Source organism: Methylibium sp. Root1272, assembly GCF_001425905.1.
Classification (GTDB): Bacteria; Pseudomonadota; Gammaproteobacteria; order Burkholderiales; family Burkholderiaceae_C; genus Methylibium.
Window position 1 is genome coordinate 84,547 of the sequence record NZ_LMDY01000017.1, and the last position, 24,555, is coordinate 109,101.

Consider the following 24,555-nt stretch of genomic DNA (forward strand, 5'->3'; position numbering starts at 1 on the left):
GGCGTCGAGCGGCGTTAGTGCCTGTCATCGCGGCCTGGAACGTCCCCTGTCACCGTGCCTGCCTTGCCCTGAGACACATCAGTGGGGAGCGCCAGTATGCTCCAGCGTGGAGCAAACGGACGGTGTGAACCCGCCAGGAGGAGGGGTTCGAGACAGATCTGTGGCGCTGGCACATCACTTGCACCCTCGAACTGTCCCTCAGATTTGGAGCACCTTTCCATGAACTTTCGTACCCAGTGCCTGCGCCATGTCATCGCGCTGAGCCTGATTGCCGGCGCCGCAGGCGCCTACGCCCACGGGGACGTCACGCCGCAAGCGGTCGATACCAAGGCGCTTCCGGCGCTCGGCGACACCTGGCGCGCCGAGAATCCGTATCGCAAGAACGACGAGGCCATCAAGATCGGCACCTCGGCCTACAACCAGAACTGTGCCCGCTGCCACGGCCTGGAAGCCATTTCCGGCGGGATCGCTCCCGACCTGCGCAAGCTCGACGGCGAATGCGCCACGCTGAAGGACGACAAGAAGAAGGTCGCCTGCGTGAAGGAGATGGACGAGTACTTCGCGACCACGGTGCGGCACGGTCGCACCCGTAACGGCGCCGTCTACATGCCGCCGTTCGAGGGTGTGATGCAGCAGGAAGCCGTCTGGGCCATCAAGAGCTACCTCGAAACCCGCCGCGAGAAGCCGCTGTGATCTCCCGTCGTCGGCTGCTGGGCGCCGCCGCGGCGCTGGCGCCTCTTTCCTCTGCGCTCCGTGCCGAGGAGAGCGCGCTGGAGCGCGTGCGGCGCAGCGGGCGGCTGGTGGTGGCGGTCTACCAGGACATGCCGCCGTTCAACCTGAACGGCCAGGGTGTCGACGTCGATCTGGCCGCGGTGCTGGCCGACAGCGTCGGCGTGCCGCTCAGCCTGTTGCCGATCCCGGCCGGTGAGAGCGTCGGCGACGACCTGCGCAACGCCGTCTGGCGCGGCCACTACCTCGGCTGGGGACCGGCCGACGTGATGCTGCATGTGCCGATGGACCGGCCGCTGATCGAGGCCAATCCGCAGGTCGAGGTGTTCGGTGCCTACTACCGCGAGACGGTCATGCTGGCCTGGGACAGCGAGCGCGGTCCGGCACCCGAGGCCATCGAGGCGCTGCGCGGGCAGAAGATCGCGGTGGCGGGTGTCTCCCTGCCGGGCTACCTGCTGGCCAGTGCCGACTCCGGTGCCCTCCGCGACACGCTCAGCACGCAGCACGCCGACGGCGTGGCAGCGGCCAGGACGCTGCTGGCCGGCGACGTCGTGGCCGCGGCCGGGCTGGCCTCCGAGTTGGAGGCGGCGCTCGCCGGCAAGCCGCGCTACAAGATCGTGCCGCTGCCGCCGATCCCGCGGGCGCCGCGCAACGGCTGGGTGGTCGGCTGCGCGGTGAAGCGCGGCGCGACCGATCTGGCGCAGGTGATGCAGCGCCGCCTGATCGACCTCAACAACGGCCCGGGCCTGCGCGAACTCTTCCAGCGCCACAACGTGGTCTGGCGCGGCTGACTCCCGCGGCGCTGCCGCTCGCGCTCGTTCTGCGCCGACACCGGCGCCTTCCTTCTTCTTCAATAGCTGCGGCCCTTGCGGTATTGCGCATGGGCGCGCCGCGCCAGCGGGCTCACGGCGGCGATCGCCGCCTGCGAGGCACCGGCGTGCGCATGGCAGACCGCGAGGCCGAGCGCGTCGGCTGCATCCCGGCTCGGCTCGCCGGGCAGCGACAGCAGCCGCGCCACCATGGCCTGCACCTGCTCCTTGCGGGCGTGGCCGTGGCCGACGACGGCCTTCTTCATCTGCAGCGCCGTGTACTCGGCCACCGCGAGGTCGCCCGACACCAGCGCGGCCAGCGCCGCGCCGCGCGCCTGCCCGAGCAGCAGCGTGGATTGCGGATTGACGTTGACGAACACGATCTCCACTGCGGCGCAGTCCGGTTGGTAGCGCGCCGCGACCTCGCGCACACCCTCGAAGATGATCTTCAGCCGCCCCGGCAGGTCGCCGTTCGGCAGCGCATCGGTCCGAATCGTGCCGCTGGCGATGTAGTGCAACCGCGCCCCCTCGCACTCGACCACGCCAAAACCCGTCGTGCGCAGACCCGGGTCGATGCCGAGGATCCTCATGCCGCGCCGCTCCGGACGTGGCCGAGGGTGCAAGGGTTTCGGTGCAGGCTCACATCCGCGGGCGGATGTGAAGCCGCGAAGCGGCGGCCGGAGCCAAAACCCGTCGCGCGCAGACCGGGATCGATGCCGAGTATCCGGGTCGCCATCAGAAGCTCAGGTTGAAGTACCAGCGCACGGAATGGAAGAACACCGGCGCGGCGAAGCACAGCGGCGCCACGCGATCGAGCAGGCCCACCGCACCGGTGACCGAGGCGCGGTTGCCCCAGTAGTGCACGCCGGCGTCGCGCTTGAGCGCCTTCATCACGAACTCGCCCATCGTGCCGCAGGCGCTGGCGATCAGCGCCATCACCATCGCCTGCCCCGGCTTGAAGGGCGTGATCCAGTACAGCAGGCCGCCGACGAACGCCGCCACCAGCGCGCCGATCAGCCAGGCGCGGTAGCTGAAGCTTCGACTGATGTGGCGCGCCACCGGACGGCGGCGCAGGCGCCGGCTCGCAGCCTCCTGCGCGATGTGGGCCACCGCGACCACCAGCACCAGGAAGAACACCAGGAAGGCCCCGCGATCCTCGTGATTCGGAAACTGCAGCAGCAACAGCGCCGGCGTGTGGCTCATGCCGTAGACGCAGACCATGATGCCCCACTGGATCTTCGCGTTGCGCTCGAGAAAGCGCTCCGGGTCGCCGGCCAGCGCACTCACCACCGGGATCGCCAGGAAGATGTAGACCGGGATGAAGACCGAGAACAGGTCGAAATTTCGGTTGGCCACCAGCAGGTACTGCAGCGGCAGCACGATGAAGAAGGCCAGGATCAGGCTGCGGTGATCGCTGCGCCGCGTGTGCATCAGCGTGATGTATTCGCGCAGCGCCAGGAAGCTCAGCACGCCGAACAGCAGCGTCGCCCCCACCGGGCCCGACACCCAGGCGAGCCAGAACACCGAGGCGCCGATCCACAGCGCGCGCAGTTCGCGCTTGAAGCGTTCGTGCTGGTCGCGGCCCTCGTCGCTGCGCTCGCGCAGCGAGCGCAGCAGCGCTATGGCGCTGACCAGCAGCAGGGCGCCGAACAGCAGCAGGAACAGCAGGCCGACCTGCTGCGAGACCGTGAGCTGCCTCAAACCACTCATGCCGCGACGGCCTTCAGGTCGACCACGGCGTCGCGCGCGCGGTCGAGGAAGTCGCGCTTGTCCTCGCCGGGCTGCAGCGGCGCCAGCGGCGCGCCGAAGGTCACCGAGCACAGGATGGGCACCGGCACCACCTCGCCCTTGGGCATCACGCGCTGCACGTTGTCGATCCACGCGGGGATCAACTGCACCGCGGGGAACTGCTCGGCCAGGTGGTACAGGCCGCTCTTGAAGGCCTGGGGATCGCCCCGGTTGCTGCGCGTGCCCTCGGGGAAGATCACCAGCGAGTCGCCGCTGCGCAGCGCTTCGACGAGCGGCTCGAGCGGATCCTGGTCGTCCGTGCGCTGGCGCGCCACGTAGACCGCGTTGAACACCTCGCGCGTGATCCAGTGGCGCAGCGGGCTGGCGGTCCAGTAGTCCTTCGCGGCGATCGGCCGCGTCATGGCGCGCAGATCGCGCGGCAGCGCGGCCCAGATCAGCACCCAGTCGAGGTGGCTCTGGTGGTTGGCGAAGTAGATGCGCTGCTCGGCCTTCGGCGGGCAGCCGTACCAATGCCCCTGCGCTCCGGTGATGAGCCGGGCCAGGAAGGACAGCAGCAGGCCTACCGAGTCGGCAGCGACGGACATGACCCTATGCTATTCGGAGCGCTGGCCGCGGCACACTGCGGCCTCGCGCTCTCAGTGTCGGAAGTGCCGCACGCCCGTCAGCACCATCGCGATGCCGCGCTCGTTGGCGGCGGCGATCACCTCGTCGTCGCGCAGGCTGCCGCCGGGCTGGATGACGCTGCGCGCACCGGCGTCGGCCAGCACGTCAAGGCCGTCGCGGAACGGGAAGAAGGCGTCGCTCGCGACCGCCGAGCCGGCCAGGCTCAGGTCGGCGTGGCTGGCCTTGATGCTGGCGATGCGCGCGCTGTCGAGCCGGCTCATCTGGCCGGCGCCGACGCCGAGCGTCATGCCGTCGCCGCAGAACACGATGGCGTTGCTCTTGACGAACTTGGCCACCTTCCAGGCGAACAGCAGGTCGGCCAGTTGAGCGTCGGTCGGCGCCAGCTTCGTGACGACCTTCAGGTCCTGCAGGCCGAGCACGTGGTTGTCGGCGCTCTGGATCAGCAGACCCGAGCCGACGCGCTTGACGTCGTGCGAGTTGAGGCCGCGCGACCAGGCGTCCGGCGCGTCGCGCTGCACGCCGTCGAGCGAGATCTGCAGCACGCGCGTATTGGCCTTCGCGGCGAACACGGCGCGCGCCTCGGCGGTGTAGCCGGGGGCGATCAGCACCTCGACGAACTGCTTCGCGATGGCCTGCGCCGCCACGCCGTCGACCGGCACGTTGAAGGCGATGATGCCGCCGAACGCGGAGGTCGGGTCGGTGCGGAAGGCCTTGCCGTAGGCTTCGGCCACGTTGCCGCCGAGCGCCACGCCGCAGGGGTTGGCGTGCTTGACGATCACGCAGGCCGGCCCGTCGACGGCGGCGTCGAAGCCCTTCACGCACTCCCACGCGGCGTCGGCGTCCGCGATGTTGTTGTACGACAGCTCCTTGCCCTGCAGCTGCACGGCGCTCACCAGCGAGCCCGGCGCCGGGTACAGGTCGCGGTAGAACGCGGCGCTCTGGTGCGGGTTCTCGCCGTAGCGCAGGTCCTGCAGTTTGACGAAGCGGCCGTTGCTCTGCGCCGGGAACTCGGCGCGCGTGCCGTCGGGTCGCAGCGCCGACAGGTGGTCGCTGATGGCCGCGTCGTAGTTGCTGATGCGGTTGAAGGCCGCGACCGCGAGCGCGAAGCGCGTGGCCTCGCTCACCCGGCGGTCCTGTCGCAACTCGGCCAGCACGCCCGCATACTGCGACGCGTCGGTCAGCACCGCCACGTCCTTCCAGTTCTTCGCGGCCGAACGCACCATCGCCGGCCCGCCGATGTCGATGTTCTCGATCGCGTCCTCCAGCGTGCAGCCGGGCTTCGCGACGGTGGCCTCGAAGGGGTAGAGGTTCACCACCAGCAGGTCGATCGGTTCGATGCCGTGCGCGGCCAGCGAGGCCATGTGCGCCGGCAGGTCGCGGCGCGCCAGCAGGCCGCCGTGGATGGCCGGGTGCAGCGTCTTCACACGACCGTCGAGCATCTCGGGGAAGCCGGTGTGGTCGGCCACCTCGGTGACCGGGAGGCCGCTGTCGGCCAGCAGCTTGGCCGTGCCGCCCGTCGAGAGCAGCTTCACGCCCAGCGCATGCAGCGAGCGGGCGAGTTCGACGATGCCGGTCTTGTCGGAAACGGAGAGGAGGGCGGTGGCCATGTCGGTCGTGGATGCGGGGAAGGGACGGAAGGCGGAGCGCGGTGAGCTCAGGGCTTGATGAGCTTGTGCTCGAGCAGCTTGCGCCGCAGGGTGTTGCGGTTGATGCCCAGCCACTCGGCGGCGCGCGACTGGTTGCCTTCGGCGTGCTGCATCACCACGTCGAGCAGCGGCTTCTCGACCACCTGCAGCACCATGTCGTAGATGTTGCGCGGCTCGGCGCCGCGCAGGTCCTTGAAGTAGGCATCGAGGCTTTCTCGGATGCACGCGTCGATATGTTTCTTGGTCATGCAGCCTCTTGTTCGAAGGACGGTTCGAGCGCTGCCGCTGCTTGCGGCAGCAGCTCGTGCTCGACACCGAGGGCATCGAAGAAATCGCCGACGGCGGCGACTTGCGCCTCGCAGCTCTCCAGGGTGTTCATGCGGGCGCGGAACAAGGCCCCGCCCGGCAGCGTGTGCACCGCCCAGCCGATGTGCTTGCGCGCGGTGCGAACGCCGGCGTATTCGCCGTACAGGCTGTAGTGGTCGTGCAGGTGTTCGATCAGCCAGGCCTTGGCCTGGGCTGTGCGGGGCACCGGCAGCAGCGTGCCCGTGGCGAGGAAATGCGCGATCTCGCGGAAGATCCATGGCCGCCCCTGCGCTGCGCGACCGATCATCACGGCGTCGGCGCCGGTCCGGGCAAGCACGGCACGGGCCTTCTCCGGGCTGTCGATGTCGCCGTTGGCGACGACCGGCACGCGCACCGCCGCCTTCACCGCCGTCACCGTGTCGTACTCGGCCTCGCCGCGGTAGCCCTGCTCGCGGGTGCGGCCATGCACCGTGAGCATCGCGACACCCAGCGCTTCGGCACCGCGCGCCAGCGCCACGGCATTGCGGTGCTGCACGTTCCAGCCGGTGCGCATCTTCAGCGTCACCGGCACGCCGTGCGGCGCGCAGGCCGTGACCACCGCCTCGACGATGCGCAGCGCCAGCGGCTCGTCGCGCATCAGCGCCGAGCCGGCCCAGACGTTGCACACCTTCTTGGCCGGGCAGCCCATGTTGATGTCGATCACCTGTGCGCCACGCTCGATGTTGTAGGCGGCGGCCTCGGCCATCATCAAGGGTTCGGTGCCGGCGATCTGCACCGCGATCGGCGCGACCTCGCCCTCGTGGTTGGCGCGCCGCGAGGTCTTCAGGCTGTGCCAGAGATCCTTGCGCGAGGTGACCATCTCGCTCACCGCGTAGCCCGCTCCGAGCCGCTTGCACAGCTGCCGGAATGGTCGGTCGGTGACGCCCGCCATCGGCGCCACGAACAGCCGGTTCGGGAGCTCGATCGAGCCGATGCGCAGGGGGGACACGGAAGGCGGTGTGCTTAAAAAGAGGGCAGAGTATAGCGGCGCGATCCGCGCTGGTTTTCCACCGATCGACGGCGTTGCTTGTTGCGCTGCATCGACAATCCACGCCGATGGAGACTTGGCTCGAATCGCTGCTCGCCGTGCTCGCCCTGCCGAAGTTCGGCCTGAGCACGGTGTTCGTCGTCGCCTTCATTTCGGCCACGCTGCTGCCGTTCGGCTCGGAGCCGGCGGTGTTCGGCCTGGTGAAGCTCGACCCGCAGCTGTTCTGGCCGGCCGTGCTGGTGGCCACCGCCGGCAACACGCTGGGCGGTGCGGTGACCTGGTGGATGGGCTACGGCGCCGAGCGCGCCTACGAGCGCGTGAAGCACAAGCCGGCCGAGGCACGCGTGCTGAAGTGGCTCGAGCGCTTCGGCCCCCCGGCCTGCCTGCTGAGCTGGCTGCCGGTGATCGGAGACCCTCTGTGTGCGGTGGCCGGCTGGCTGCGGCTGCCGTTCTGGCCCTGCGTGCTCTACATGGCGATCGGCAAGTTCGCGCGCTACCTCACGATGACGGCGCTGCTGCTGTGGGTGATGCCGGGGCAGTTCCACCCCTGACGACACCCGCGGTCCGACGGCCGCATCAGACCGCGCGGCCGAGCGGCCGGCTGCGGGCCAGGAAGCGCTGCGCCGGCGCACTGTGCGGCCGCAGCGCCACGCGCTCGGCCGCCAGGGCCTCGGCGAGCACCGGGTCGCCGCCACGCAGCGCCGCCTCCAGCAGGCTCAGGTCGATCAGGTCGCGCTGGGCATGGCTGCCGCCGAAGCGGTGAGCCCGGCTGCGGATCGGGCGCAGCAGCTCGCAGCAGCGCGCGAAATCGCCCTGACCGAACGCCTGCACCGCCAGCGCGGCCGGATGGCCGACCTCGCGCGTGAAGCCGGCGTTGTCGCTCTCCTCCAATGCCATCGCGGCACGTTGCGCCTCGATCACGGCGGCCTGCTCGCGCGGCCGATCGGCGGCGACGAAGGCGACCATCGCGTGCAGGTCGTTGAAGGCGTACTGGCCCGGCACGCCGGCGGCGGCCCAGCGGTCGGCCAGCGCCTGCCAGCGCTCGCCGAGGGCCGCACCGCGCAGATGGAGCCGCCACAGCATCGCGCTGGCATCCACCAGGTCCAGCAACACCGACGAGCCGGGACCGCCGATGCCGCGGTCGTAGAGCGCCAGCACCTCGTCCACCTCGTCGAGCTCCAGATGGAACAGCGCCAGGTGCCAGCGGTTGTGCACCGCGAGGAAACTCTCGTCGGACCAGGTGGCCTCGTGCGGCGCCAACCAGGCGATGCCCTCGCGCGGCTGGTTGCGCATCTCCAGCACGTGGGTCACGGCATGCCAGGCCCAGCCGTCGCGCGGCTCCTGTTCCACGGCGAGCCGTCCCTGGCGCTCCGCCTGGACGTAATCGCCGGTTTCCTCCAGTCCGAAGGCGTGCATGCCCAGCACCGCATGGTGTCCCGGCATGCCGCGCTGCCAGGCCGGCAGCGCGCGGGCGATGCGATCGCGCAGCATCCGCGAGTCGCCGGTGAAGAAGTCGATCTGGTGGCCTGCCTGCAGGGCCAGCACGTCGCGCGGGAAGCGCAGGCTCAGGTCTTCGAGGGCGTGGCCGGCGTCGCGCCAGCGCCCGGCGCTCAGCAGCGAGGCCGCATGCCGGTGGGCGCGCTCGCGTTCGGTGGCCGGCAGCGCGGCGGCGGCTTCGCAACAGGCGCGTGCCACGTCCAGCCCGCCGGGCTCGGTGCCGAGCAGGTGCAGCCAGGCCTTCAGCAGGTGGGCCATCGTCATGCCGGGACTGGCGGCGAGGGCGCGGTCGACGCTGGCGACCGGATCGCCGATGTAGCAGCGCAGTTCGCGCTGGGCATGTTCGTAGGCGTCCAGGCTGTCGGCCGTGGCGCCGGTCAGCGCATGGCCATGGAGGTCGGTGAGGGTCATGAGGGTCTCCGTCTGGGAACAGCGGCGTCGCGTCGGACTCGCCGCATGGAGCCCGCATCTTGTGGCCGGAGCCCTGCCGGCACTAAAGTCATTCGTGCAAGCTCACTGCCATTCGTGCCATGGATGCAGCCACCCCCCTAACTTCAGTCGCCCTGCTGGCCCTTCCAGGCTGCACCAGCGCGGCAACCGTCTATGGCTTCTTCGACGCGCTGTCGGGAACGCGGCGCGACTGGCAGATGCTGCACGGCGGTGCGGAGGTGGCGTCGCCCTTCCGTCCGCTGGTGGTCAGCCGTGACGGCGGCCCGCTGCGGGGCGCCAACGGCGTGACGATCACGCCGGACGCGAGCTTCGCCGGCTGTCCGCGGCCCGACGTGGTCTGCATCACCGACGTGATGGTGGCGCCCGACGAACCGCTCGGCGACCGCTTCGACGCCGAGGCGGCCTGGGTGCGTGACGCCTACGGCGCGGGCGCGACCATCGCCTCGGCCTGCTCCGGGGCCGTGCTGCTGGCACACACCGGCTTGCTCGACGGCTTGGACGCCACCTCCCACTGGGCCTACTGCGACGCCCTCAGCGCGCGGCACCCGCGCACGCGCTGGCATCCGGAGCGCGGCCTGGTGATGGCCGGCGAGAGTCAGCGCATCCTGATGGCCGGCAGCGGCGTGGCCTGGCACATGCTTGTGCTGGCGCTGATCGCGCGCTTCGCCTCGCCCGAGGAGGCCATGCAGGTGGCGCGCATCAACCTGCTCGACATGAACACCACCTCGCCACTGGCCTACGCCTCGCTGACGCGGGGCGGCCTGGCCAACGAGGATCGGGCGATCGCGCGCTGCCAGCAGTGGGCCGCCGAGCACTATGCGCGCGAGTCGCCGGTGAGCCAGATGGTCGAGCAGTCGGGGCTGCCCGAGCGCAGCTTCAAGCGCCGCTTCACGCGCGCCACCGGCATGAGCCCGCTGGAGTACGTGCACACGCTGCGTCTCGAGGAGGCCAAGCAGATGCTCGAGGCCGGCAACGCGCCGGTCGAGGCGATCGCCGTGGAGGTGGGCTACCAGGACGCCAGCTTCTTCGGCCGACTGTTCCGTCGCAAGGTCGGCCTGACGCCAGCGCAGTACCGGCGCCGCTTCGGTGCGCTGCGCCAGAGCCTGCACGGCACGCGCTGAACGCCGTGCCGCGTGTCAGGCCGCGAGGGCGGCGTCCAGTGCGTCCAGCGTCGTCTCGAGCCGGCGCAGCGCCGTGTTGGCGCGGCCCGTCGGCGCCGGGCGAGTGTCGAGCAGCGTGCGCCGCGGGTCGTCGAGCGCGGCGGTCCAGCCCAGCCCGTGACGCGCCAGCCGCGGGCCGAGCGCGGCGCGGCGCGCTCGCAGCTGCGCCCGCGTGGCCTGGTAGGCGTGCTCGGCCATGCGGCGGCGCTGCGAGTAGCTGAACGGGTTGGTGAAGAACACCTTGGCGTCCCGCGCGTCGGGCTCGAACAGCAGGACGTCGGTGTCGGGGTGGCTCTGGTCGTACTGGCGCAGGCCGAGCTCCATGCGCGAGCGGATCAGGGTGCGGAAGGTCTGGCTCAGCACCTGCGGCAAGCCGCCGTCGACCAGCCGCGACACCGGCGCCGCGCCGTCGCCCGTCGGTCCGCGGGCGTCGTCGTGGCTGTCGTAAGGCACCAGCGGGTTCAGGCAGATCAGCAGGTCCAGCCCCTCGTCGAGCAGCACCGAGGCATGCAGCGTCTTGCGCAGTGCGCCGTCGACGTAGCAGCGTCCGTCGATCTCGACCGGCGGGAACAGGCCGGGCAGGGCGGCACTGGCCTGCACCGCGAGCGAGATCGGCACGTGGTCGTGGCCCGGCAGGCCGAAGGGCCGGGCGTCGCCGCTGTCGAGATCGACGGCCACCAGCACCAGTCGGCGCGCCAGCGTGCGGAAGTCGTTGCTGCGGCCCGGAACGGCGAAGACGCGGCTCAGGTGCTCGTGGACCGTGCGGTTGGAGAACAGGCCGGTCGGCACGGCGCGGCCGAGCTGGTCGAGCACCTGGCTGCGGGTGGCGAAACCCAGCGCGTAGTCCAGCGCGGCGCCGGTCGCGAGGCCCGGTGCCCGCGCGAGGCGTCTTGCGAACTCGCCCCAGGCCGGCCGCATCAGCAGCGTGGGGTCGAAAACGTCCTCGGGCGGCCCCTCGTTCTCGATGAAGGAGCGGCACAGCTCGCGCGGACCGATGCCGTTGGCCAGGCCGGCCGCCACGAAGCCGCCGGCCGAGACGCCGACGTAACCGTGGCACTGCGTGAAGCGCAGGCCGTCGATCGACTCCTCAAGCGCGCACAGCGCGCCGATCTCGTAGATCGCACCCAGCGGTCCGCCGCCGGCCAGCGCGAGACCGATGCGCGTTTTCATCGGAACTGGCAGCCGCCGGGCTCGATGGCACGGTTGGCGGCGTGGGTGTAGGTGCTGCCGTTCCAGTGATAGACCGCCATGCAGCCACCCGGGTTGGCGACGCCCAGGTCGGCGTAGCCGAGGTGCTCACCGCCGGTCGGCAGCACCTCGACGCCGGGCAGGAAGCCGAAGAGATCGATCCACGCGCCGCGGGCGTCCCGCATGAACAGCGCGACGTTGCCGCCGCGTGCGGGGCCGAAGCAGGTCGAGGACGCCACGAACAGCAGCATTTCGTCGCGGCCGTCCCGGTTGATGTCCAGCCGCTCGGTCTGCGGCTTCAGCGCCGTGGCACAGGCCTCGCGGTAGTAGTCGCTGCCACGGGCCTGCAGGCCGGCGGCCGCATAGACCGCTGCCTCGTCGCTGTCGGGAAGCGGTGCGGCCGAGCTTGCGGCCGGTGCGAGCAGCGCGCTGACCGCCAGGACCGGAACACCGAGGGCGGTGGTGAATCGCATCGGCGGCGGCGTCACGCGGATTGGCGGGTTGCGCTCAGGCCTTGCGCTTGCGCGGTGCTGCCACGGCGCGCTTAGCTGACGCGGTCTTGGCGGTGGTCTTGCGCGGGGCCGCGGCCGTCTTGGCCGGGGCTGTCTTTCGGGCTGCCGGGGCCTTGGACAGGCGGGCCACGTTGGCGCTCAGGGCGTCGATGCGGTGGATCAGCGCGTCGATGTCCTTGCTCGACGGCACGCCGAGCTTGCCCAGGGCCTTCGCGACGCGTTCCTCGAAGATCGATTCGAGCTTGTCCCATTGCTGGCCGGCGCGCGCCTGCACGTCGTCGGACAGCTTCGTCATCTTGCTGCTCACTTCACCCAGTTTCTCTTCCGCGGCCGCCTGGGTCTTGCGCTGGATCGAGACGCCCTCCTTCACGAGCGACTCGAACACCTTGCCGCCTTCGCCCTGCGCCTTCGCGAATGCGCCGAGGCCGGCCTGCCAGATCTGCTGGGCCGAGTCCTTGACCGAGCTCGCGAACTGGTTGTCGAACAGTTGCGCCACCGACGGCGTGCCCGTGGCGGCACCCTGCTTGTCGGCGAGTTTCTGCAGCTTCTTGACCATGCTTGTCTTCCTTGTGGATCCGGCGCGGCGCTCCACCGCGAAGCTGCCGCTCGGACCACTATAGAAGCGCAAGCTAGAAGTCGCAGCCTAAAGGCGAGCGACTCGCCGCAATGAGATGGCGCCCCGGGGCACGTGAGTGCCCCGGGAAAGTCCCGAGCGCAACGCACGCCGCGGAGCCGCTGCGCGCCGGCCCCCGTGGACAAGAATGTGCGGGCACCCGCGGCAGCAACGTCAAGGAGGATGGCATGCAGTATTTCGTCACTGGGGCCACCGGCTTCATCGGCAAGCGGCTGGTCAGGAAGCTGCTCGATCGGCGCGGCTCGACCGTGCACTTCCTGCTGCGGCCCGAGAGCGAGGGGAAGCTGCCCGAGCTGCTGGCCTACTGGGGCCTCAGCGGCGCCGGCAAGGCTCGCGCGGTGCCGGTCTACGGCGACCTGACGGTGAAGAAGCTGGGCGTCGCCGCCGATGCACTGAAGGCGCTGAAGGGCCGCATCGATGCCGTCTACCACCTCGCCGCCGTCTACGACCTGGGAGCCGACGAGGCCTCGCAGGTGCAGGTCAATATCGAGGGCACGCGCAGCGCGGTGGAGTTCGCGCAGGCGATCCAGGCCGGGCACTTCCACCACGTCTCGTCGATCGCGGCGGCCGGGTTGTACGAGGGCGTGTTCCGCGAGGACATGTTCGACGAGGCCGAGGGCCTGGACCATCCGTACTTCATGACCAAGCACGAGTCCGAGAAGATCGTGCGCAAGGAATGCAAGCTGCCGTGGACCGTGTTCCGCCCGGCGATGGTGGTCGGCGACTCCACCACCGGTGAGATGGACAAGATCGACGGCCCCTACTATTTCTTCAAGCTGATCCAGCGCATGCGCCAGCTGCTGCCGCCCTGGATGCCGGCGGTGGGGTTGGAAGGCGGGCGCGTGAACATCGTGCCGGTGGACTTCGTCGTCGCGGCGCTCGACCACATCAGCCACGCGAAGCTCGAACTCGACCGCCAGTGCTTCCACCTGGTCGACCCGGTCGGCTACCGCGTCGGCGACGTGCTCGACATCTTCGGCAAGGCCGCCCATGCGCCGAAGATGAACCTGTTCGTCAACGCGGCGCTGCTGGGCTTCATTCCCAAGAGCGTGAAGAAGGGGCTGATGGCGCTGGCACCGGTGCGCCGCATCCGCAACGCCGTGATGAAGGATCTGGGCCTGCCCGAGGACATGCTGACCTTCGTCAACTACCCGACCCGCTTCGACTGCCGCGACACGCAGGCGGCGCTGAAGGGCAGCGGCATCGCCTGCCCGAACCTGAAGGACTACGCCTGGCGGCTGTGGGACTACTGGGAACGCCATCTCGATCCCGACCTGTTCATCGACCGCTCGCTCAAGGGCGCCGTCGGCGGCAAGGTCGTGCTGGTCACCGGCGGCAGCTCGGGCATCGGCCTGGCCGCGGCCTGCAAGTTCGCCGAGGCCGGCGCGGTGACGGTGATCTGCGCCCGCGACGCCGACAAGCTCGACGAGGCGGTGAAGGAGATCAAGGCCTTCGCCGGCAAGGAGGCCAGGGTGCACAGCTACTCGGTCGACATCGCCGACGAGGCCGGGTGCAAAGCCTTCTTGGAGGCGCTGCACGCCGAGCACGGCGGCGTCGACTTCCTGATCAACAACGCCGGCCGTTCGATCCGCCGGGCGATCGAGAACAGCTACGAGCGCTTCCACGACTTCGAGCGCACGATGCAGCTCAACTACTTCGGCTGCCTGCGGGTGACGATGGGCGTGCTGCCGGCCATGGTGGCCAAGAAGAAGGGCCACATCGTGAACATCAGCTCGATCGGCGTGCTGACCAACGCCCCGCGCTTCTCGGCCTATGTGGCGAGCAAGGCCGCGCTGGACGCGTGGACGCGCTGCGCGTCCAGCGAGTACGCCGACACCGGCATCAGCTTCACGACCATCAACATGCCGCTGGTGCGCACGCCGATGATCGCGCCGACCAAGATCTACAACAACGTCCCGACGCTGGCGCCCGAGGAGGCGGCCGACATGATCGCGCAGGCCTGCGTCTACAAGCCGGTGCGCATCGCCACCCGCCTGGGCACCGCCGGTCAGGTGCTGCACGCGCTGGCGCCGCGCGTGGCGCAGATCGTCATGAACACCAGCTTCCGCATGTTCCCCGACAGCGAGGCGGCCAAGGGCGAGAAGGGCGCGAAGCCGCAGCTGTCGGCCGAGGCGGTGGCGCTGCAGCAGATGATGCGCGGCATCCATTTCTGACGCGCGACGAACCTGCCGCTCGGCCTGCAGCGGCCGGCGCGGACTTCAGTGGGCGTGGTTGCCGGGACCGTGGCTGTGGCCGTGCGCGACAGGAGGCGATGCACCGCGGCAGCGATTGATCTCGATCGACACATGCGCCAGGCCGGCCAGCCCGTCCAGCCGGTCGCGGTAGTGGTCGGCGGCGAGCGGCGCGTCGGCCACCAGCGTGGCCTGGCAGGCGAACTGCGCATCGCCGACGCGCCACAGGTGCAGGTCGGCCACGCGCGCGTCGCCGTCGGATTCGAGCCGTTCGCGCACCTGCTGCGCGAGCGGATGGTCCATCTCGCGGTCGAGCAGGATGGTCGACGTCTGCCGCAGCAGGCCGAACGACCAGACCGCGATCAGCGCCGCGCCCAGCAGGCCGACTGCCGGGTCGACCCACACCCAGCCGGCGAACTTGCCGGCCAGCAACGCACCGATCGCCAGCACCGAGGTGGCGGCATCGGCCAGCACGTGCAGGTAGGCGGCGCGCAGGTTCAGGTCCTTGCCGTCGGCGGCGGTTTGGGCATGGTCGTGTCCGGTGTGTTCGGCGGCGTGTGCGTGATGTGCGTGGTGTTCGTGGTGGCCATGGTCGTGACCGGCGTGCCCCGGGCCGTGCGCGTGGTCGTGGCCACCATGCAGCAGCTTCGCGCACACGGCATTGACGGCCAGCCCGATGGCGGCGACGACCAGCGATTCGTCGTAGGACACCGGTTCCGGCGCCCACAGGCGCAGGCCGGACTCGACCGCGATGCCGATCGCCACCACGCCCAGCAGCACCGCGCTGGTGTAGGCCCCCAGCACCTCCACCTTCCACGGCCCGAGCGAGAAGCGGGCATCGCCGGCCCAGCGACGCGCCAGCGCATAGCTCAGCGCCGCCACGCCGATGGCGGCGGCGTGCGTGCCCATGTGCCAGCCGTCGGCCAGCAGCGCCATCGAGTGCCACCACCAGCCGGCCGCGATCTCGGCGACCATCATGACGAGCGTGATGCCGATCACCCAGTGGGTGCGCCGCTCGGCGGCCCCGCGGTCGGCGGCGAAGTCGTGACGGTGCTGCCAGGGGCTGAGGTCGTGCGCGTGCATGGACGCTAGCTTAGCCGGCCGACAGCAGCGGTTGCACGAAGGCGAACCACGCCCCCACGGCAAACAGCGCGACCGATACGGCATACACGCGGCGGGAGGCGCGGCGGGTGCGCAGGCAGGCATCGCGCAGCGATGGATCGATGGGGCAGGGCGCGTGGCGCTGCCGCCATTGCAGCGCGCCGGCAACGCCCAGCATCAGCGCGGCGAAGCTGAACACCAGCGCCTTGTGCTCGCTCAGCCAGACCAACTGCGGTACTGCGGCGACCAGCGACGACAGCACCGCGCCGGCGCCCAGAGTCACCAGCAGGGCCGGCAGAGCGCAGCACACGAGCGTGCCGCTGCTGGCCAGCAGCGCGGCGAGAGCGCCCCAGGCGCCCACGCGCAGGTCCGTGCGCCCGTCGGGGCCGGCGGGCGCCGCGGCGGGGGGCGTCACTTCTTCTTCGCCTTCGCTGCGGCGGCGCGCAGCGACTCGACCGACTGCTCGATCGCCTCGACCTTGACCACGTCGTAGCCGGCGTCCTTGATCTCGGCGCGCACCTTGTCGACGTCGATCGTCTGCCCTTCCCGGGCTTCGACCGCGACGATCTTCTCGCCGAGATCGACATAGACCGCGCGGGTCTGCGGCAGGGCGCTCAGTTTCTTCTCGATGCCCTGCGCACAGAAGGCGCAGACCATGCCGTTGACGGTGATCTTGGTGGTGGTGACGGCCTGCGCGGAGGCCATGAACAGGAGGCCTGCGGTGGCCAGGATCAGCGGGGTTCTCATCAGGGGGTCCCTTCGGGTCAGAAGATGTACATGAAATTGAAGCGGGCCTGCTTCTCGGTGTTCAGGCCCGCCTCGACGAAATAGCCCTTGTCGATCAACCGGAGCATCGGCGTGATCTCGACGCGCTCGGACAGCCCGCGCATGTGCCGCGCCTCGACGATGAGCCAGGGCTGGGTCTCCTCGTACGCGGCCTCGTAGAAGGAGAAGCCGGCGCGCACAGCGGCGTAGTCGTGGCGGAGGCCGTCGGCGCGGTACAGGCGCCCGAAGGCGGCGACATAGATGCGCGTGGTCTCGTAGTCGAGCTGGATCCCCGGCGCCAGCAGCGTGCGCGTGCCCGCGTAGTCGTTGCCGCGGATGCCGCCGGCGCCGACCACGAGCCAGGCGTTGGCCTGGGCGTGCGGCAGGTTCCACCGGGACATCAGGCGCGTGTAGGTGATCTCGGCGACATCGCGCGTCTTGCGCCCGTCGTCCGAGCGCATCGACAGGCCGCCGACGCCGACCGCGTCGCGCGGCGCATAGGCATGGTTGACCCAGGCCTCGCGCCAGTTCGGGCCGAAGTCGCCCATCGCCATCTGGCTGCCGTCGAAGCCCATCGGACCCGCCCGCGCGCTGCCGCCGAACACCAGCAGCGCGACGGTGGCGAGGCAGACCCGGGTCGTTGTCGATCTCATTTCGCGATCTCGATCGCCGTGACGGTGTAGACGCCGTCGATCTTGTCGGCGCTGAATCGCACCTTGTCGCCTGCCTTCACCTTGGCCAGCAACGCCGGGTCCTTGATCTGGAACGCCATGCTCATCGGCGGCATGTCGAGGTGCCTGATCTCGCCGTGCTTGAGCGTGATCTTCTTCTGCGCGGCATCGACCTTGCGCACCTCGCCGTCGATCAGGGGCTGGGCGCTCGCCAGCGTCGTGGTGGCGGCGAGCAGCAAGGCGCTCAAATGGTTTTTCATCGGGCAGCTCCGTGTCGATGTTTTCGTTCAGGGGTAGGCCTGGTAGACGGTCGAGCGGCCGTCGCGCTGTACCAGCAGCACCTCGTAGGGGTCTTGGCGGCCACCGTACTCCGGCCCGTCCATGCCGGGCGAGCCGATCGGCATCGCCGGCACGGCCAGCCCGATGGCCTGCGGTCGCTCCTTCAGCAGCCGCCACACCTCGCGCGCCGGCACATGGCCCTCGATCGCATAGCCGCCCACGCTCGCCGTGTGGCAGGAGCCGTAGCGCAGCGGCATGCCCAGCCGGGCCCTCGCATCCGTGTTGCCGTCGTCGTGGGAACGCACCATGAAGCCGTGGGCTTCGAGATGCCGGATCCAGTCCTTGCAACAGCCGCAGGTGGGGCTTTTCCAGACGTCGACGAGCGGCTTGCCGGCGGCGGCCGCAGCGGTCAGCGCGGGGATCGCGAAGAGCGAGGCGAGGGCCGTCAAGGCCCGGCGGCGATCGGCTTGGTGTCGGTGCTTCATGCTCATCACTCCTTGGTTCTGCGTGCGGCGGCCACGACGATCCTGCCGACCATGCCGGCCTGGTAGTGCCCGGCGATCAAGCAGGCGAAGTCGAACTCGCCGCGGCGGTTGAAGGTCCAGACGATCTCGCCCGTCTGCCCCGGACCGACGTGCGCCATGTAGGGCTCGTCGTGCTCCATGCCCGGGAACTTCATCATCAGCGCGGCGTGCGCGTCGTTCTCGGCCCGGGTGCCGATCACGAACTCGTGCATCACCTTGCCGTCGTTGCGGACGACGAAACGGACCGTCTCGCCCTGCTTCACGTCGAGCCGCTCGGGGCTGAAGCGCATGCTGTCCAGCATCGTCACTTCGACCGTCCGCCTGGCGGCCTTGGCGTCACCGGCGATGCCCCAGTCCTTCTGTTCCTTCTTGGCGACGGTGGGCTTCTTCGCAGGCTCGGCATCGCCATGGGCCCGGGCGATGCCGGAGGTGGCGACCAGCGCCGCCAACAGCAGGGTCTCGATGTTCAGCATGGAGGTCCTCGTCAGGGGTTGCGATCGGGCCGGATGTCGCACTCAATGGCCGGCGTGGCCGCCACCGCCAAGCGCCGGCTTGCGCACTTGGACCTCGATGTCGGCCGCCGGCATGTTCTTCGCGGGCATCGCACTGGTGCCCTCGGCCTTGAAGCGCGCCGGCTCGGCCAGTGCGCCGGTCCACTCGTAGGCCATCGTCCCGGCCGGGTGCTTGAACCAGCCCGGGTCCTTGTAGTCGCCCGGCTTCTGATCCCGGCGCACCTTCAGCACGGTGAACATGCCGCCCATCTCGACCGAGCCGAACGGGCCGGCGCCGCTCATCATCGGCGCGGTGTTGTCGGGCAGCGGCATCGGCATCTCGGCCATGTCGGCCATGCCGCGTTCGCCCATCACCATGTAGTCGGGCACGAGCTGCGTGATCTTCGAGACCACGTCTCGGTGGTCGACACCGATCATGGTCGGCACGCCATGGCCCATGGCATTCATCGTGTGGTGGCTCTTGTGGCAGTGGAAGGCCCAGTCGCCCTCCTCGTCGGCCAGGAACTCGATCTGGCGCATCTGGCCCACCGCGACGTCGGTGGTGACCTCGGGCCAGCGCGTGCCCTTCGGCGTCGGCCCGCCGTCGGTGCCGGTGACCATGAACTCGTGGCCGTGCAGGTGGATCGGGTGGTTGGTCATCGTCAGGTTGCCGATGCGGATGCGCACCTTGTCGTTCTTCCGGACGTTCAGCGTATCGATGCCCGGGAAGATGCGGCTGTTCCAGCTCCACAGGTTGAAGTCGAGCATGGTCATGATCTTCGGCGTGTAGGCGCCGGGATCGATGTCGTAGGCATTGAGCAGGAACACGAAGTCGCGGTCGACCGCGTCGATCAGTGGGTGCTTCTGTTTCGGGTGCGTGATCCAGAAGCCCATCATGCCCATCGCCATCTGCACCATCTCGTCGGCATGCGGGTGGTACATGAAGGTGCCGGGCCGGCGCGCGACGAACTCGTAGACGAAGGTCTTGCCGGGCTGGATGGCGGGCTGCGTCAGGCCGCCGATGCCGTCCATGCCGTTGGGCAGCCGCTGACCGTGCCAGTGGACGGTGGTGTGCTCGGGCAGCTTGTTGGTGACGAAGATGCGCACGCGGTCGTCTTCCACCACCTCGATCGTCGGCCCCGGGCTCTGGCCGTTGTAGCCCCAGAGGTGGGCCGTGAAGCCGGGGGCCATCTCGCGCACCACCGGTTCGGCGACCAGGTGGAACTCCTTGACGCCGTTGTTCATGCGCCAGGGCAGCGTCCAGCCATTCAAGGTGACGACCGGGTTGTAGGGATGGCCGCTCCCGGGCACCAGCGGCGGCATCGTGTCGGGCGAGGCCTGCATCACCGGTTCGGGCAGCGCGGCCATCGCGACCTTGCTGACGGCGGCGGCGCTGACGGCCGCGGTGACCGCGCCGGCACGGCCGAGGAAGTTGCGTCGGGAAACCATGGGTGTGTCCTTGTTGGGCTTCAGTGGCCACCGACGCCGGCGTCGGCACTGCCGGCCGCCGTGCCGGTGCCGAGCGCCATGCCGCCGCTCGAGAGTCCGGGCTTGCCGATCAGTGCCATCTCGAGATCGGCCTGGGCCAGCCAGAAGTCGCGCAGCGACTCGATGTAGCCGTTGACGCCGGCGATCTGCGAGCGCGCATCCGCGAGCAGCTCGAACACGCCGATCAGCATGCCGTTGTAGCGCAGCACGTTCTCTTCGGCGATGCGCCGGCGCAGCGGCACGATCTCGTCGCGGTGGTGACGCGCGATGTCCCAGGCCGAGCGATAAGCTCCATAGGCCTCGCGCACTTCCGAGCGGGCGTTGACCGCCGTCTCGGCGGCGCGGTTCAGCGCCTGCATGTAGACCGCCTCGGCGCGCGCGACGCGCGCTCCGCCCCAGTCGAACAGCGGCAGCTCCAGCCCCAGCTCCCAACCCGTCTGCGTCGGTTCCTCGTTCGAACTGTTGTGGACCCAGCCCAGCTCCAGCACGTTGACGAAGCGCGTCGTCTTCGTGAGCCCGAGGTTCTTCGCGGTCTGCTCCGCCGCCAGCTTCGCACCCTGGACGTCGAGGCGCTGAGCCAGCGCGGCGCGCTCGATGTCGGGCTGATCCTGCGGTGCCTCGGGCAGGTCGGGCAGCCGCTCGGGCAACTGGAAGCGCGTCTGCATCCCCCACAGGCCCATCAGCCGCGTCAGCCTCTCGCGCGAGGCCAGCGCGGCGTGCTCGGCCCGGGCCAGGCTCAGCGTCGCGTCGGCGTAGAAGCCCTGCTCGCGCATGCGCTGCAGCTTGTTGAAGTTGCCGACTTCGGCCATGCGCCGGGCCAGCTCGGCGCCGGCCTCGGTCGCCTGCTGCACCTGGCGCCGGTAGCGCACCGTGTCCTCGGCGGCCACCGCGGTGAAGTAGGCCTTGCGGGCTTCGGACGCCAGCGACAGCAGCTGCACCGCGACGGCGCCGCGGGTCTGCGCGAAGCGCCGTTCCTCGATCTGGCGCACGAGCGGCATCGCCAGCAGCCGCGCGAGGTTGAGGTGGTAGCCGCGCTCGAGTTCGATCTCGTCGCCGCGCTTGAGGCGGCCGAAGCTGAAGCCCGGGTTCGGCAGCCGGCTGGCCTGCACCAGCTCGGCCTCGCCGATGCCCAGTTCGAAGAACCGGGCCTGGAGCCCCTTGTTGTTGAGCAGCGCGACCTGCACCGCGTCGTCGACTGTCAGCGGCCGCGCGAGCAATTCGGCCACGCGGGCATCGATGCGGTTCTGGTCCTCGGTGGTCCGAGCCCAGAGGGCATCCTTGCCGAGGCGTTCCTGGGCCACCTGCTCGACGGCGCCGAAGCCGCCATCCGGGCTGAACGAGGCGCAGCCGGCCAGCGTGAGGCTCGCCAGCACGAGCGGCAGGCGGCGGGCCGCCGCAGCGCGAGCGTGTCGGGGTGTCGTCATCGCACGCTCCTCAGTGACGGTGATGAGGAGCACCGTGCGGCGCCGACGGGGCCCCGGTCGTTTCACTCGCTGCAGGGGTGGCCGGCGCGGCGTTTGCCGGCCGCGAGGCCTGCTGCGCCTCGCGCGCATAGGCGCGCCAGCCCCCGATGCGGCCGACCGCGTCGTTCGCGTCCTTCCAGGGCCGCAGCGTCGTGTCGCCGTGGCGGCGGTAGTCGGTGAAGGCCGATGGAGGGGCGAAGGTCGGGACGGCCGCGCTGGCGTTCAGCGGGTCGGGGCGTTCGTCGGCCACGGCGGCCAGGGAACAGGACAGCAGGGCAAGCGGCAGCCAGCAGTGCGATCGAAGCAGAAGCATGGAGCGTCCTCGCAGGACCACGTTCGAGGGCCCGGCGGGCGGGCCCGGCCGGGATCGAGACGGCGGCGCTCGCGAGTGCGTGCCGAGGCACGCGCCCGTCGGGCCGCGTCAGGCGAGGACGTTTCGGGGGGGACGGTCGAGCCCGCCGATCGCGGGCTGGCCGGTGTCGCGTGCGAGTGCGGGGATCGGCGCTTCGGCCGGCAGGGCGACCGCGACCGATTCGCAGCGCGGCACGATGCCGATCGCTGCGTGGCACCAGTCGCAGGACTGGCAGCTCGACGGCGCGCCGCCGTCCGCATCGCTCTGATGGCAGGGCGGCAGCGCCGCTTCGGACGCGGTGGCGTGGTCTGCGGAGAGGGCGACGGCGGGCGCCTCGGGGATCTGCGGCAGGCCCATGGACGCCACCGCCCAACTGCGTAAGGGCAGCAGGGCCAGCATCAGGCAGAGGATCCAGGTGGCGCGGCGCATGAGGACAAAAGTATGCGCCAGACTGAGCCGGGGCCGCCGCGAAAAGTTCCGCGGCGCACGGTCCGGTGCAGGCGCCAGACTAGGGCGAACCCTAGAATGCCCTGCGACAGACCCTGAGTTTGGAGACCCCGTCATGGCCCAACCCGTTCCCGCCCCCTCGTCCGACCTGCTGAACATCGCGCCGCGCGACAAGGCGGAGATCCTCGCGCAGGCGTTGCCCTACATCCGCAAGTTCCATGGCAAGACGCTGGTCATCAAGTACGGCGGCAACGCGATGACCGATCCGGCGCTGCAGCAAGACTTCGCCGAGGACATCGTGCTGCTCAAGCTGGTGGGCATGAACCCGGTGGTCGTGCACGGCGGCGGGCCGCAGATCGACGAGGCCTTGTCGCGCCTGGGCAAGAAGGGCACCTTCATCCAGGGCATGCGCGTGACCGACGAGGAGACGATGGAGGTCGTCGAGTGGGTGCTCGGCGGCGAGGTGCAGCAGGACATCGTCGGCCTGATCAACGCGGTGGGCGGCAAGGCGGTCGGGCTCACCGGCCGCGACGGCGGCATGATCCGGGCGCGCAAGCTGAAGATGATCGACAAGGACGACCCCAGCATCGAGCACGACGTCGGCCAGGTCGGCGAGATCACCGCCATCGACCCGGCGGTCGTCAAGGCGCTGCAGGACGACCAGTTCATTCCGGTCGTCAGCCCCATCGGCTTCGGCGAGCACAACGAGAGCTACAACATCAACGCCGACATGGTGGCGAGCAAGCTCGCCACCGTGCTGCAAGCCGAGAAGCTGATGCTGCTGACCAACACGCCGGGGGTGCTCGACAAGGCCGGCAAGCTGCTCACCAACCTGTCGGCGCGCGAGATCGACGAACTGTTCGCCGACGGCACGATCAGCGGCGGCATGCTGCCGAAGATCGCCGGCGCACTGGATGCGGCGAAGAGCGGCGTCAACGCGGTGCACATCATCGACGGCCGGGTGCCGCACGCGATGCTGCTCGAGATCCTGAGCGACCAGGCCTACGGCACGATGATCCGGTCGCACTGAGCGGTGGCTGCCGCCGGCCGTCCGGTCGTCTGGCTGTTCGACCTCGACAACACGCTGCACGACGCCTCGCACGCGGCCTTCGGCCTGCTCGACGAGGCGATGAATGACTACATCGCGCAGGCGCTGCGGGTCGATGTGGCGCAGGCCGATTTCCTGAGGCTCGACTACTGGCGCCGCTACGGCGCCACGCTGCTGGGGCTGGAACGGCATCACGGCATTCGCGCCGCGCACTTTCTTGAACACACCCACCGCCTGCCGGGCCTGGAGCAACGGCTGCGCGGCAACGCCCGTGACCGCGCAGCGCTGCGGGCCTTGCCGGGCCGCAAGTTCGTGCTGACCAATGCGCCGGCCAGCTACGCCAAGCGCGTGCTGACGGCGCTTGATCTGGCGGATTGCTTCGAAGGCATCGTCAGCATCGAGGGCATGCGCCTGTTCGGCCATCTGCGGCCCAAGCCCGATGCCCGCATGTTCCGCGTGGTACTGGCGCGGCTGAAATTGCGGCCGGCGCAGTGCGTGCTGGTCGAGGACACGCTGGCCCACCAGCGCGCGGCGCGCGCCGTCGGCCTGCGGACCGTCTGGATGCAGCGATATGTGTGGCGCAATGCTCATGGACCCGAAGTAGGTGCGCGCTTGCGTCGAAAGCCCGCTTACGTGTATGCAAGAATTCGCTCGCTCTCGACGCTAGCCACCCACTTCCTCTCCGCCTGCGCGCATGTCCGATACGCCGATCCCTGAGCCGCTGGATGCCGCCGACGACACGCCCACCGAGGGGGTCGCCGCCGCAGCGCCCGTGCGCAAGCGGCCCAAGCCGGGCGAGCGCCGCATCCAGATCCTCCAGACGCTGGCGTCCATGCTGGAACAGCCCGGTGCCGAGCGCATCACGACGGCGGCGCTGGCGGCCAAGCTCGACGTCAGCGAAGCGGCCTTGTATCGGCACTTCGCCAGCAAGGCGCAGATGTTCGAGGGCCTGATCGATTTCATCGAGAGCAGCGTGTTCACGCTGGTCAACCAGATCGTCGAGCGCGACACCGAGCCGCGCGATCAGGTGCACAAGATGCTCACCGTGCTGTTGCAGTTCGGTGAGAAGAACCCCGGCATGTCGCGCGTGATGGCCGGCGACGCCCTGGTGTTCGAGAACGAGCGCCTGACGGCGCGCATGAACCAGTTCTTCGATCGCTTCGAGTCGCAGGTGCGGCAGAGCCTGCGCACGCTGGCCGAGGCCGGCGGTTCGCAGACGCCGACCGTCGATGCGCAGGCGCAGGCGTCGGTCCTCGTCAGCTTCGTGCTGGGCCGCCTGCAGCGCTATGCGCGCTCGGGCTTCAAGCGCCTGCCGACCGAACACCTCGACGCGGCACTGCGGCAACTCGCCGCTTGATCCGGCCGCCCCTGCGAGGGGCTTTGGCGCCCCTACACTCGGCGGC

General features: G+C 69.9%; 29 protein-coding genes. 8 read left to right on the forward strand and 21 right to left on the reverse strand.

The genetic code is table 11. The annotated features are described in order from the left end of the window. Positions 1 to 219: 219 nt before the first annotated feature. Positions 220 to 693: a cytochrome c-550 PedF gene (gene pedF, locus ASC67_RS17370; RefSeq protein WP_156466811.1), complete on the forward strand. Its 474-nt coding sequence runs from the start codon at positions 220 to 222 to the stop codon at positions 691 to 693. Further along, the gene (locus ASC67_RS17375; RefSeq protein WP_082536096.1) at positions 690 to 1,520 is read left to right on the forward strand and encodes an ABC transporter substrate-binding protein; all 831 of its coding nucleotides are present in this window, start codon (positions 690 to 692) and stop codon (positions 1,518 to 1,520) included. Before pedF ends, ASC67_RS17375 begins: the two co-directional genes overlap by 4 nt. 59 nt (positions 1,521 to 1,579) lie before the next feature. Here the strand turns inward: ASC67_RS17375 and ruvC are convergent, their stop codons facing one another. From ruvC to dusB, 6 genes are all read right to left on the reverse strand, one after another. Further along, positions 1,580 to 2,128, reverse strand: a complete 549-nt coding sequence (gene ruvC / locus ASC67_RS17380; RefSeq protein WP_056324543.1) for a crossover junction endodeoxyribonuclease RuvC — start codon at positions 2,126 to 2,128, stop codon at positions 1,580 to 1,582. Positions 2,129 to 2,273: 145 nt separating this feature from the next. Beyond that, positions 2,274 to 3,248: a phosphatidate cytidylyltransferase gene (locus ASC67_RS17385; RefSeq protein ID WP_056324546.1), complete on the reverse strand. Its 975-nt coding sequence runs from the start codon at positions 3,246 to 3,248 to the stop codon at positions 2,274 to 2,276. Then, positions 3,245 to 3,871, reverse strand: a complete 627-nt coding sequence (locus tag ASC67_RS17390) for a 1-acyl-sn-glycerol-3-phosphate acyltransferase (protein WP_056324549.1) — start codon at positions 3,869 to 3,871, stop codon at positions 3,245 to 3,247. The genes ASC67_RS17385 and ASC67_RS17390 overlap by 4 nt, the downstream gene beginning before the upstream one ends. Before the next feature lie 51 nt (positions 3,872 to 3,922). Continuing rightward, positions 3,923 to 5,518 carry a bifunctional phosphoribosylaminoimidazolecarboxamide formyltransferase/IMP cyclohydrolase gene (purH, locus tag ASC67_RS17395; protein WP_056324551.1) on the reverse strand — a complete coding sequence of 532 codons (1,596 nt, stop codon included), beginning with the start codon at positions 5,516 to 5,518 and terminating at the stop codon, positions 3,923 to 3,925. A gap of 47 nt (positions 5,519 to 5,565) precedes the next feature. Beyond that, positions 5,566 to 5,805, reverse strand: a complete 240-nt coding sequence (locus ASC67_RS17400) for a Fis family transcriptional regulator (protein WP_056324555.1) — start codon at positions 5,803 to 5,805, stop codon at positions 5,566 to 5,568. Next, positions 5,802 to 6,842 carry a tRNA dihydrouridine synthase DusB gene (dusB, locus tag ASC67_RS17405; protein WP_056325317.1) on the reverse strand — a complete coding sequence of 347 codons (1,041 nt, stop codon included), beginning with the start codon at positions 6,840 to 6,842 and terminating at the stop codon, positions 5,802 to 5,804. Before dusB ends, ASC67_RS17400 begins: the two co-directional genes overlap by 4 nt. A gap of 116 nt (positions 6,843 to 6,958) precedes the next feature. Here dusB and ASC67_RS17410 point away from each other — a divergent pair, with 116 nt between their 5' ends. Then, positions 6,959 to 7,441, forward strand: coding sequence for a YqaA family protein (locus tag ASC67_RS17410; RefSeq protein ID WP_056324558.1), 483 nt, complete (start codon positions 6,959 to 6,961; stop codon positions 7,439 to 7,441). A gap of 25 nt (positions 7,442 to 7,466) precedes the next feature. Here ASC67_RS17410 and ASC67_RS17415 read toward each other — a convergent pair whose 3' ends face one another. Next, positions 7,467 to 8,798 carry a tetratricopeptide repeat protein gene (locus tag ASC67_RS17415; RefSeq protein WP_056324562.1) on the reverse strand — a complete coding sequence of 444 codons (1,332 nt, stop codon included), beginning with the start codon at positions 8,796 to 8,798 and terminating at the stop codon, positions 7,467 to 7,469. Between the two features lie 119 nt (positions 8,799 to 8,917). On the opposite strand from ASC67_RS17415, the gene ASC67_RS17420 reads away from it, so the two are divergent. After that, a complete protein-coding gene (locus ASC67_RS17420; protein WP_056324565.1) occupies positions 8,918 to 9,958 on the forward strand; it encodes a GlxA family transcriptional regulator in 1,041 nt (346 codons plus the stop codon). Between the two features lie 15 nt (positions 9,959 to 9,973). On the opposite strand, the gene ASC67_RS21140 is transcribed toward ASC67_RS17420, so the two are convergent. Genes ASC67_RS21140 through ASC67_RS17435 form a run of 3 tightly spaced genes read right to left on the reverse strand, consistent with a single transcriptional unit; the run spans position 9,974 to position 12,253 of the window. Then, a complete protein-coding gene (locus tag ASC67_RS21140; protein WP_056324569.1) occupies positions 9,974 to 11,167 on the reverse strand; it encodes a patatin-like phospholipase family protein in 1,194 nt (397 codons plus the stop codon). Continuing rightward, the gene (locus ASC67_RS17430; protein WP_056324572.1) at positions 11,164 to 11,658 is read right to left on the reverse strand and encodes a hypothetical protein; all 495 of its coding nucleotides are present in this window, start codon (positions 11,656 to 11,658) and stop codon (positions 11,164 to 11,166) included. Before ASC67_RS17430 ends, ASC67_RS21140 begins: the two co-directional genes overlap by 4 nt. 34 nt (positions 11,659 to 11,692) lie before the next feature. Next, positions 11,693 to 12,253 carry a phasin family protein gene (locus ASC67_RS17435; protein ID WP_056324576.1) on the reverse strand — a complete coding sequence of 187 codons (561 nt, stop codon included), beginning with the start codon at positions 12,251 to 12,253 and terminating at the stop codon, positions 11,693 to 11,695. Between the two features lie 245 nt (positions 12,254 to 12,498). On the opposite strand from ASC67_RS17435, the gene ASC67_RS17440 reads away from it, so the two are divergent. Further along, complete coding sequence (locus ASC67_RS17440) at positions 12,499 to 14,505, forward strand: SDR family oxidoreductase (protein ID WP_056324580.1); 2,007 nt, start codon at positions 12,499 to 12,501, stop codon at positions 14,503 to 14,505. Positions 14,506 to 14,550: 45 nt separating this feature from the next. On the opposite strand, the gene dmeF is transcribed toward ASC67_RS17440, so the two are convergent. The 11 genes from dmeF to ASC67_RS20700 all read right to left on the reverse strand — a co-directional run bounded on the left by dmeF (position 14,551) and on the right by ASC67_RS20700 (position 22,086). Beyond that, complete coding sequence (dmeF, locus tag ASC67_RS17445) at positions 14,551 to 15,606, reverse strand: CDF family Co(II)/Ni(II) efflux transporter DmeF (protein ID WP_056324585.1); 1,056 nt, start codon at positions 15,604 to 15,606, stop codon at positions 14,551 to 14,553. 10 nt (positions 15,607 to 15,616) lie between these two features. Continuing rightward, on the reverse strand, positions 15,617 to 16,039 hold the full coding sequence (locus ASC67_RS17450; protein WP_235566375.1) for a hypothetical protein: 423 nt from the start codon (positions 16,037 to 16,039) through the stop codon (positions 15,617 to 15,619). After that, the gene (locus ASC67_RS17455; RefSeq protein WP_056324590.1) at positions 16,036 to 16,371 is read right to left on the reverse strand and encodes a heavy-metal-associated domain-containing protein; all 336 of its coding nucleotides are present in this window, start codon (positions 16,369 to 16,371) and stop codon (positions 16,036 to 16,038) included. The genes ASC67_RS17450 and ASC67_RS17455 overlap by 4 nt, the downstream gene beginning before the upstream one ends. Positions 16,372 to 16,388: 17 nt before the next feature. Next, positions 16,389 to 17,042, reverse strand: coding sequence for a hypothetical protein (locus ASC67_RS17460; protein ID WP_056324594.1), 654 nt, complete (start codon positions 17,040 to 17,042; stop codon positions 16,389 to 16,391). After that, positions 17,039 to 17,320: a copper-binding protein gene (locus ASC67_RS17465; RefSeq protein ID WP_056324597.1), complete on the reverse strand. Its 282-nt coding sequence runs from the start codon at positions 17,318 to 17,320 to the stop codon at positions 17,039 to 17,041. Before ASC67_RS17465 ends, ASC67_RS17460 begins: the two co-directional genes overlap by 4 nt. 27 nt (positions 17,321 to 17,347) lie before the next feature. After that, positions 17,348 to 17,824, reverse strand: a complete 477-nt coding sequence (locus tag ASC67_RS17470) for a DUF411 domain-containing protein (protein ID WP_056325324.1) — start codon at positions 17,822 to 17,824, stop codon at positions 17,348 to 17,350. 5 nt (positions 17,825 to 17,829) lie between these two features. Beyond that, entirely contained in the window at positions 17,830 to 18,336 is a 507-nt protein-coding gene (locus ASC67_RS17475; RefSeq protein ID WP_082536097.1) for a cupredoxin domain-containing protein, read from the reverse strand. A gap of 42 nt (positions 18,337 to 18,378) precedes the next feature. Further along, complete coding sequence (locus ASC67_RS17480; RefSeq protein ID WP_056324602.1) at positions 18,379 to 19,803, reverse strand: multicopper oxidase family protein; 1,425 nt, start codon at positions 19,801 to 19,803, stop codon at positions 18,379 to 18,381. A gap of 20 nt (positions 19,804 to 19,823) precedes the next feature. Further along, complete coding sequence (locus tag ASC67_RS17485; protein ID WP_056324605.1) at positions 19,824 to 21,266, reverse strand: TolC family protein; 1,443 nt, start codon at positions 21,264 to 21,266, stop codon at positions 19,824 to 19,826. Positions 21,267 to 21,276: 10 nt separating this feature from the next. After that, positions 21,277 to 21,618: a hypothetical protein gene (locus ASC67_RS20695; RefSeq protein WP_056324608.1), complete on the reverse strand. Its 342-nt coding sequence runs from the start codon at positions 21,616 to 21,618 to the stop codon at positions 21,277 to 21,279. Positions 21,619 to 21,726: 108 nt separating this feature from the next. Then, on the reverse strand, positions 21,727 to 22,086 hold the full coding sequence (locus ASC67_RS20700; RefSeq protein WP_056324613.1) for a hypothetical protein: 360 nt from the start codon (positions 22,084 to 22,086) through the stop codon (positions 21,727 to 21,729). A 133-nt stretch (positions 22,087 to 22,219) separates the two neighbouring features. Here ASC67_RS20700 and argB point away from each other — a divergent pair, with 133 nt between their 5' ends. The 3 genes from argB to slmA are packed head-to-tail and all read left to right on the forward strand — an operon-like array spanning position 22,220 to position 24,509. Beyond that, positions 22,220 to 23,134 carry an acetylglutamate kinase gene (gene argB, locus ASC67_RS17500; RefSeq protein WP_056324618.1) on the forward strand — a complete coding sequence of 305 codons (915 nt, stop codon included), beginning with the start codon at positions 22,220 to 22,222 and terminating at the stop codon, positions 23,132 to 23,134. A gap of 3 nt (positions 23,135 to 23,137) precedes the next feature. Next, entirely contained in the window at positions 23,138 to 23,869 is a 732-nt protein-coding gene (locus ASC67_RS17505; RefSeq protein ID WP_056324623.1) for a pyrimidine 5'-nucleotidase, read from the forward strand. Beyond that, complete coding sequence (gene slmA / locus ASC67_RS17510; protein WP_056324627.1) at positions 23,847 to 24,509, forward strand: nucleoid occlusion factor SlmA; 663 nt, start codon at positions 23,847 to 23,849, stop codon at positions 24,507 to 24,509. The genes ASC67_RS17505 and slmA overlap by 23 nt, the downstream gene beginning before the upstream one ends. The last annotated feature ends 46 nt before the right edge of the window (positions 24,510 to 24,555 follow it).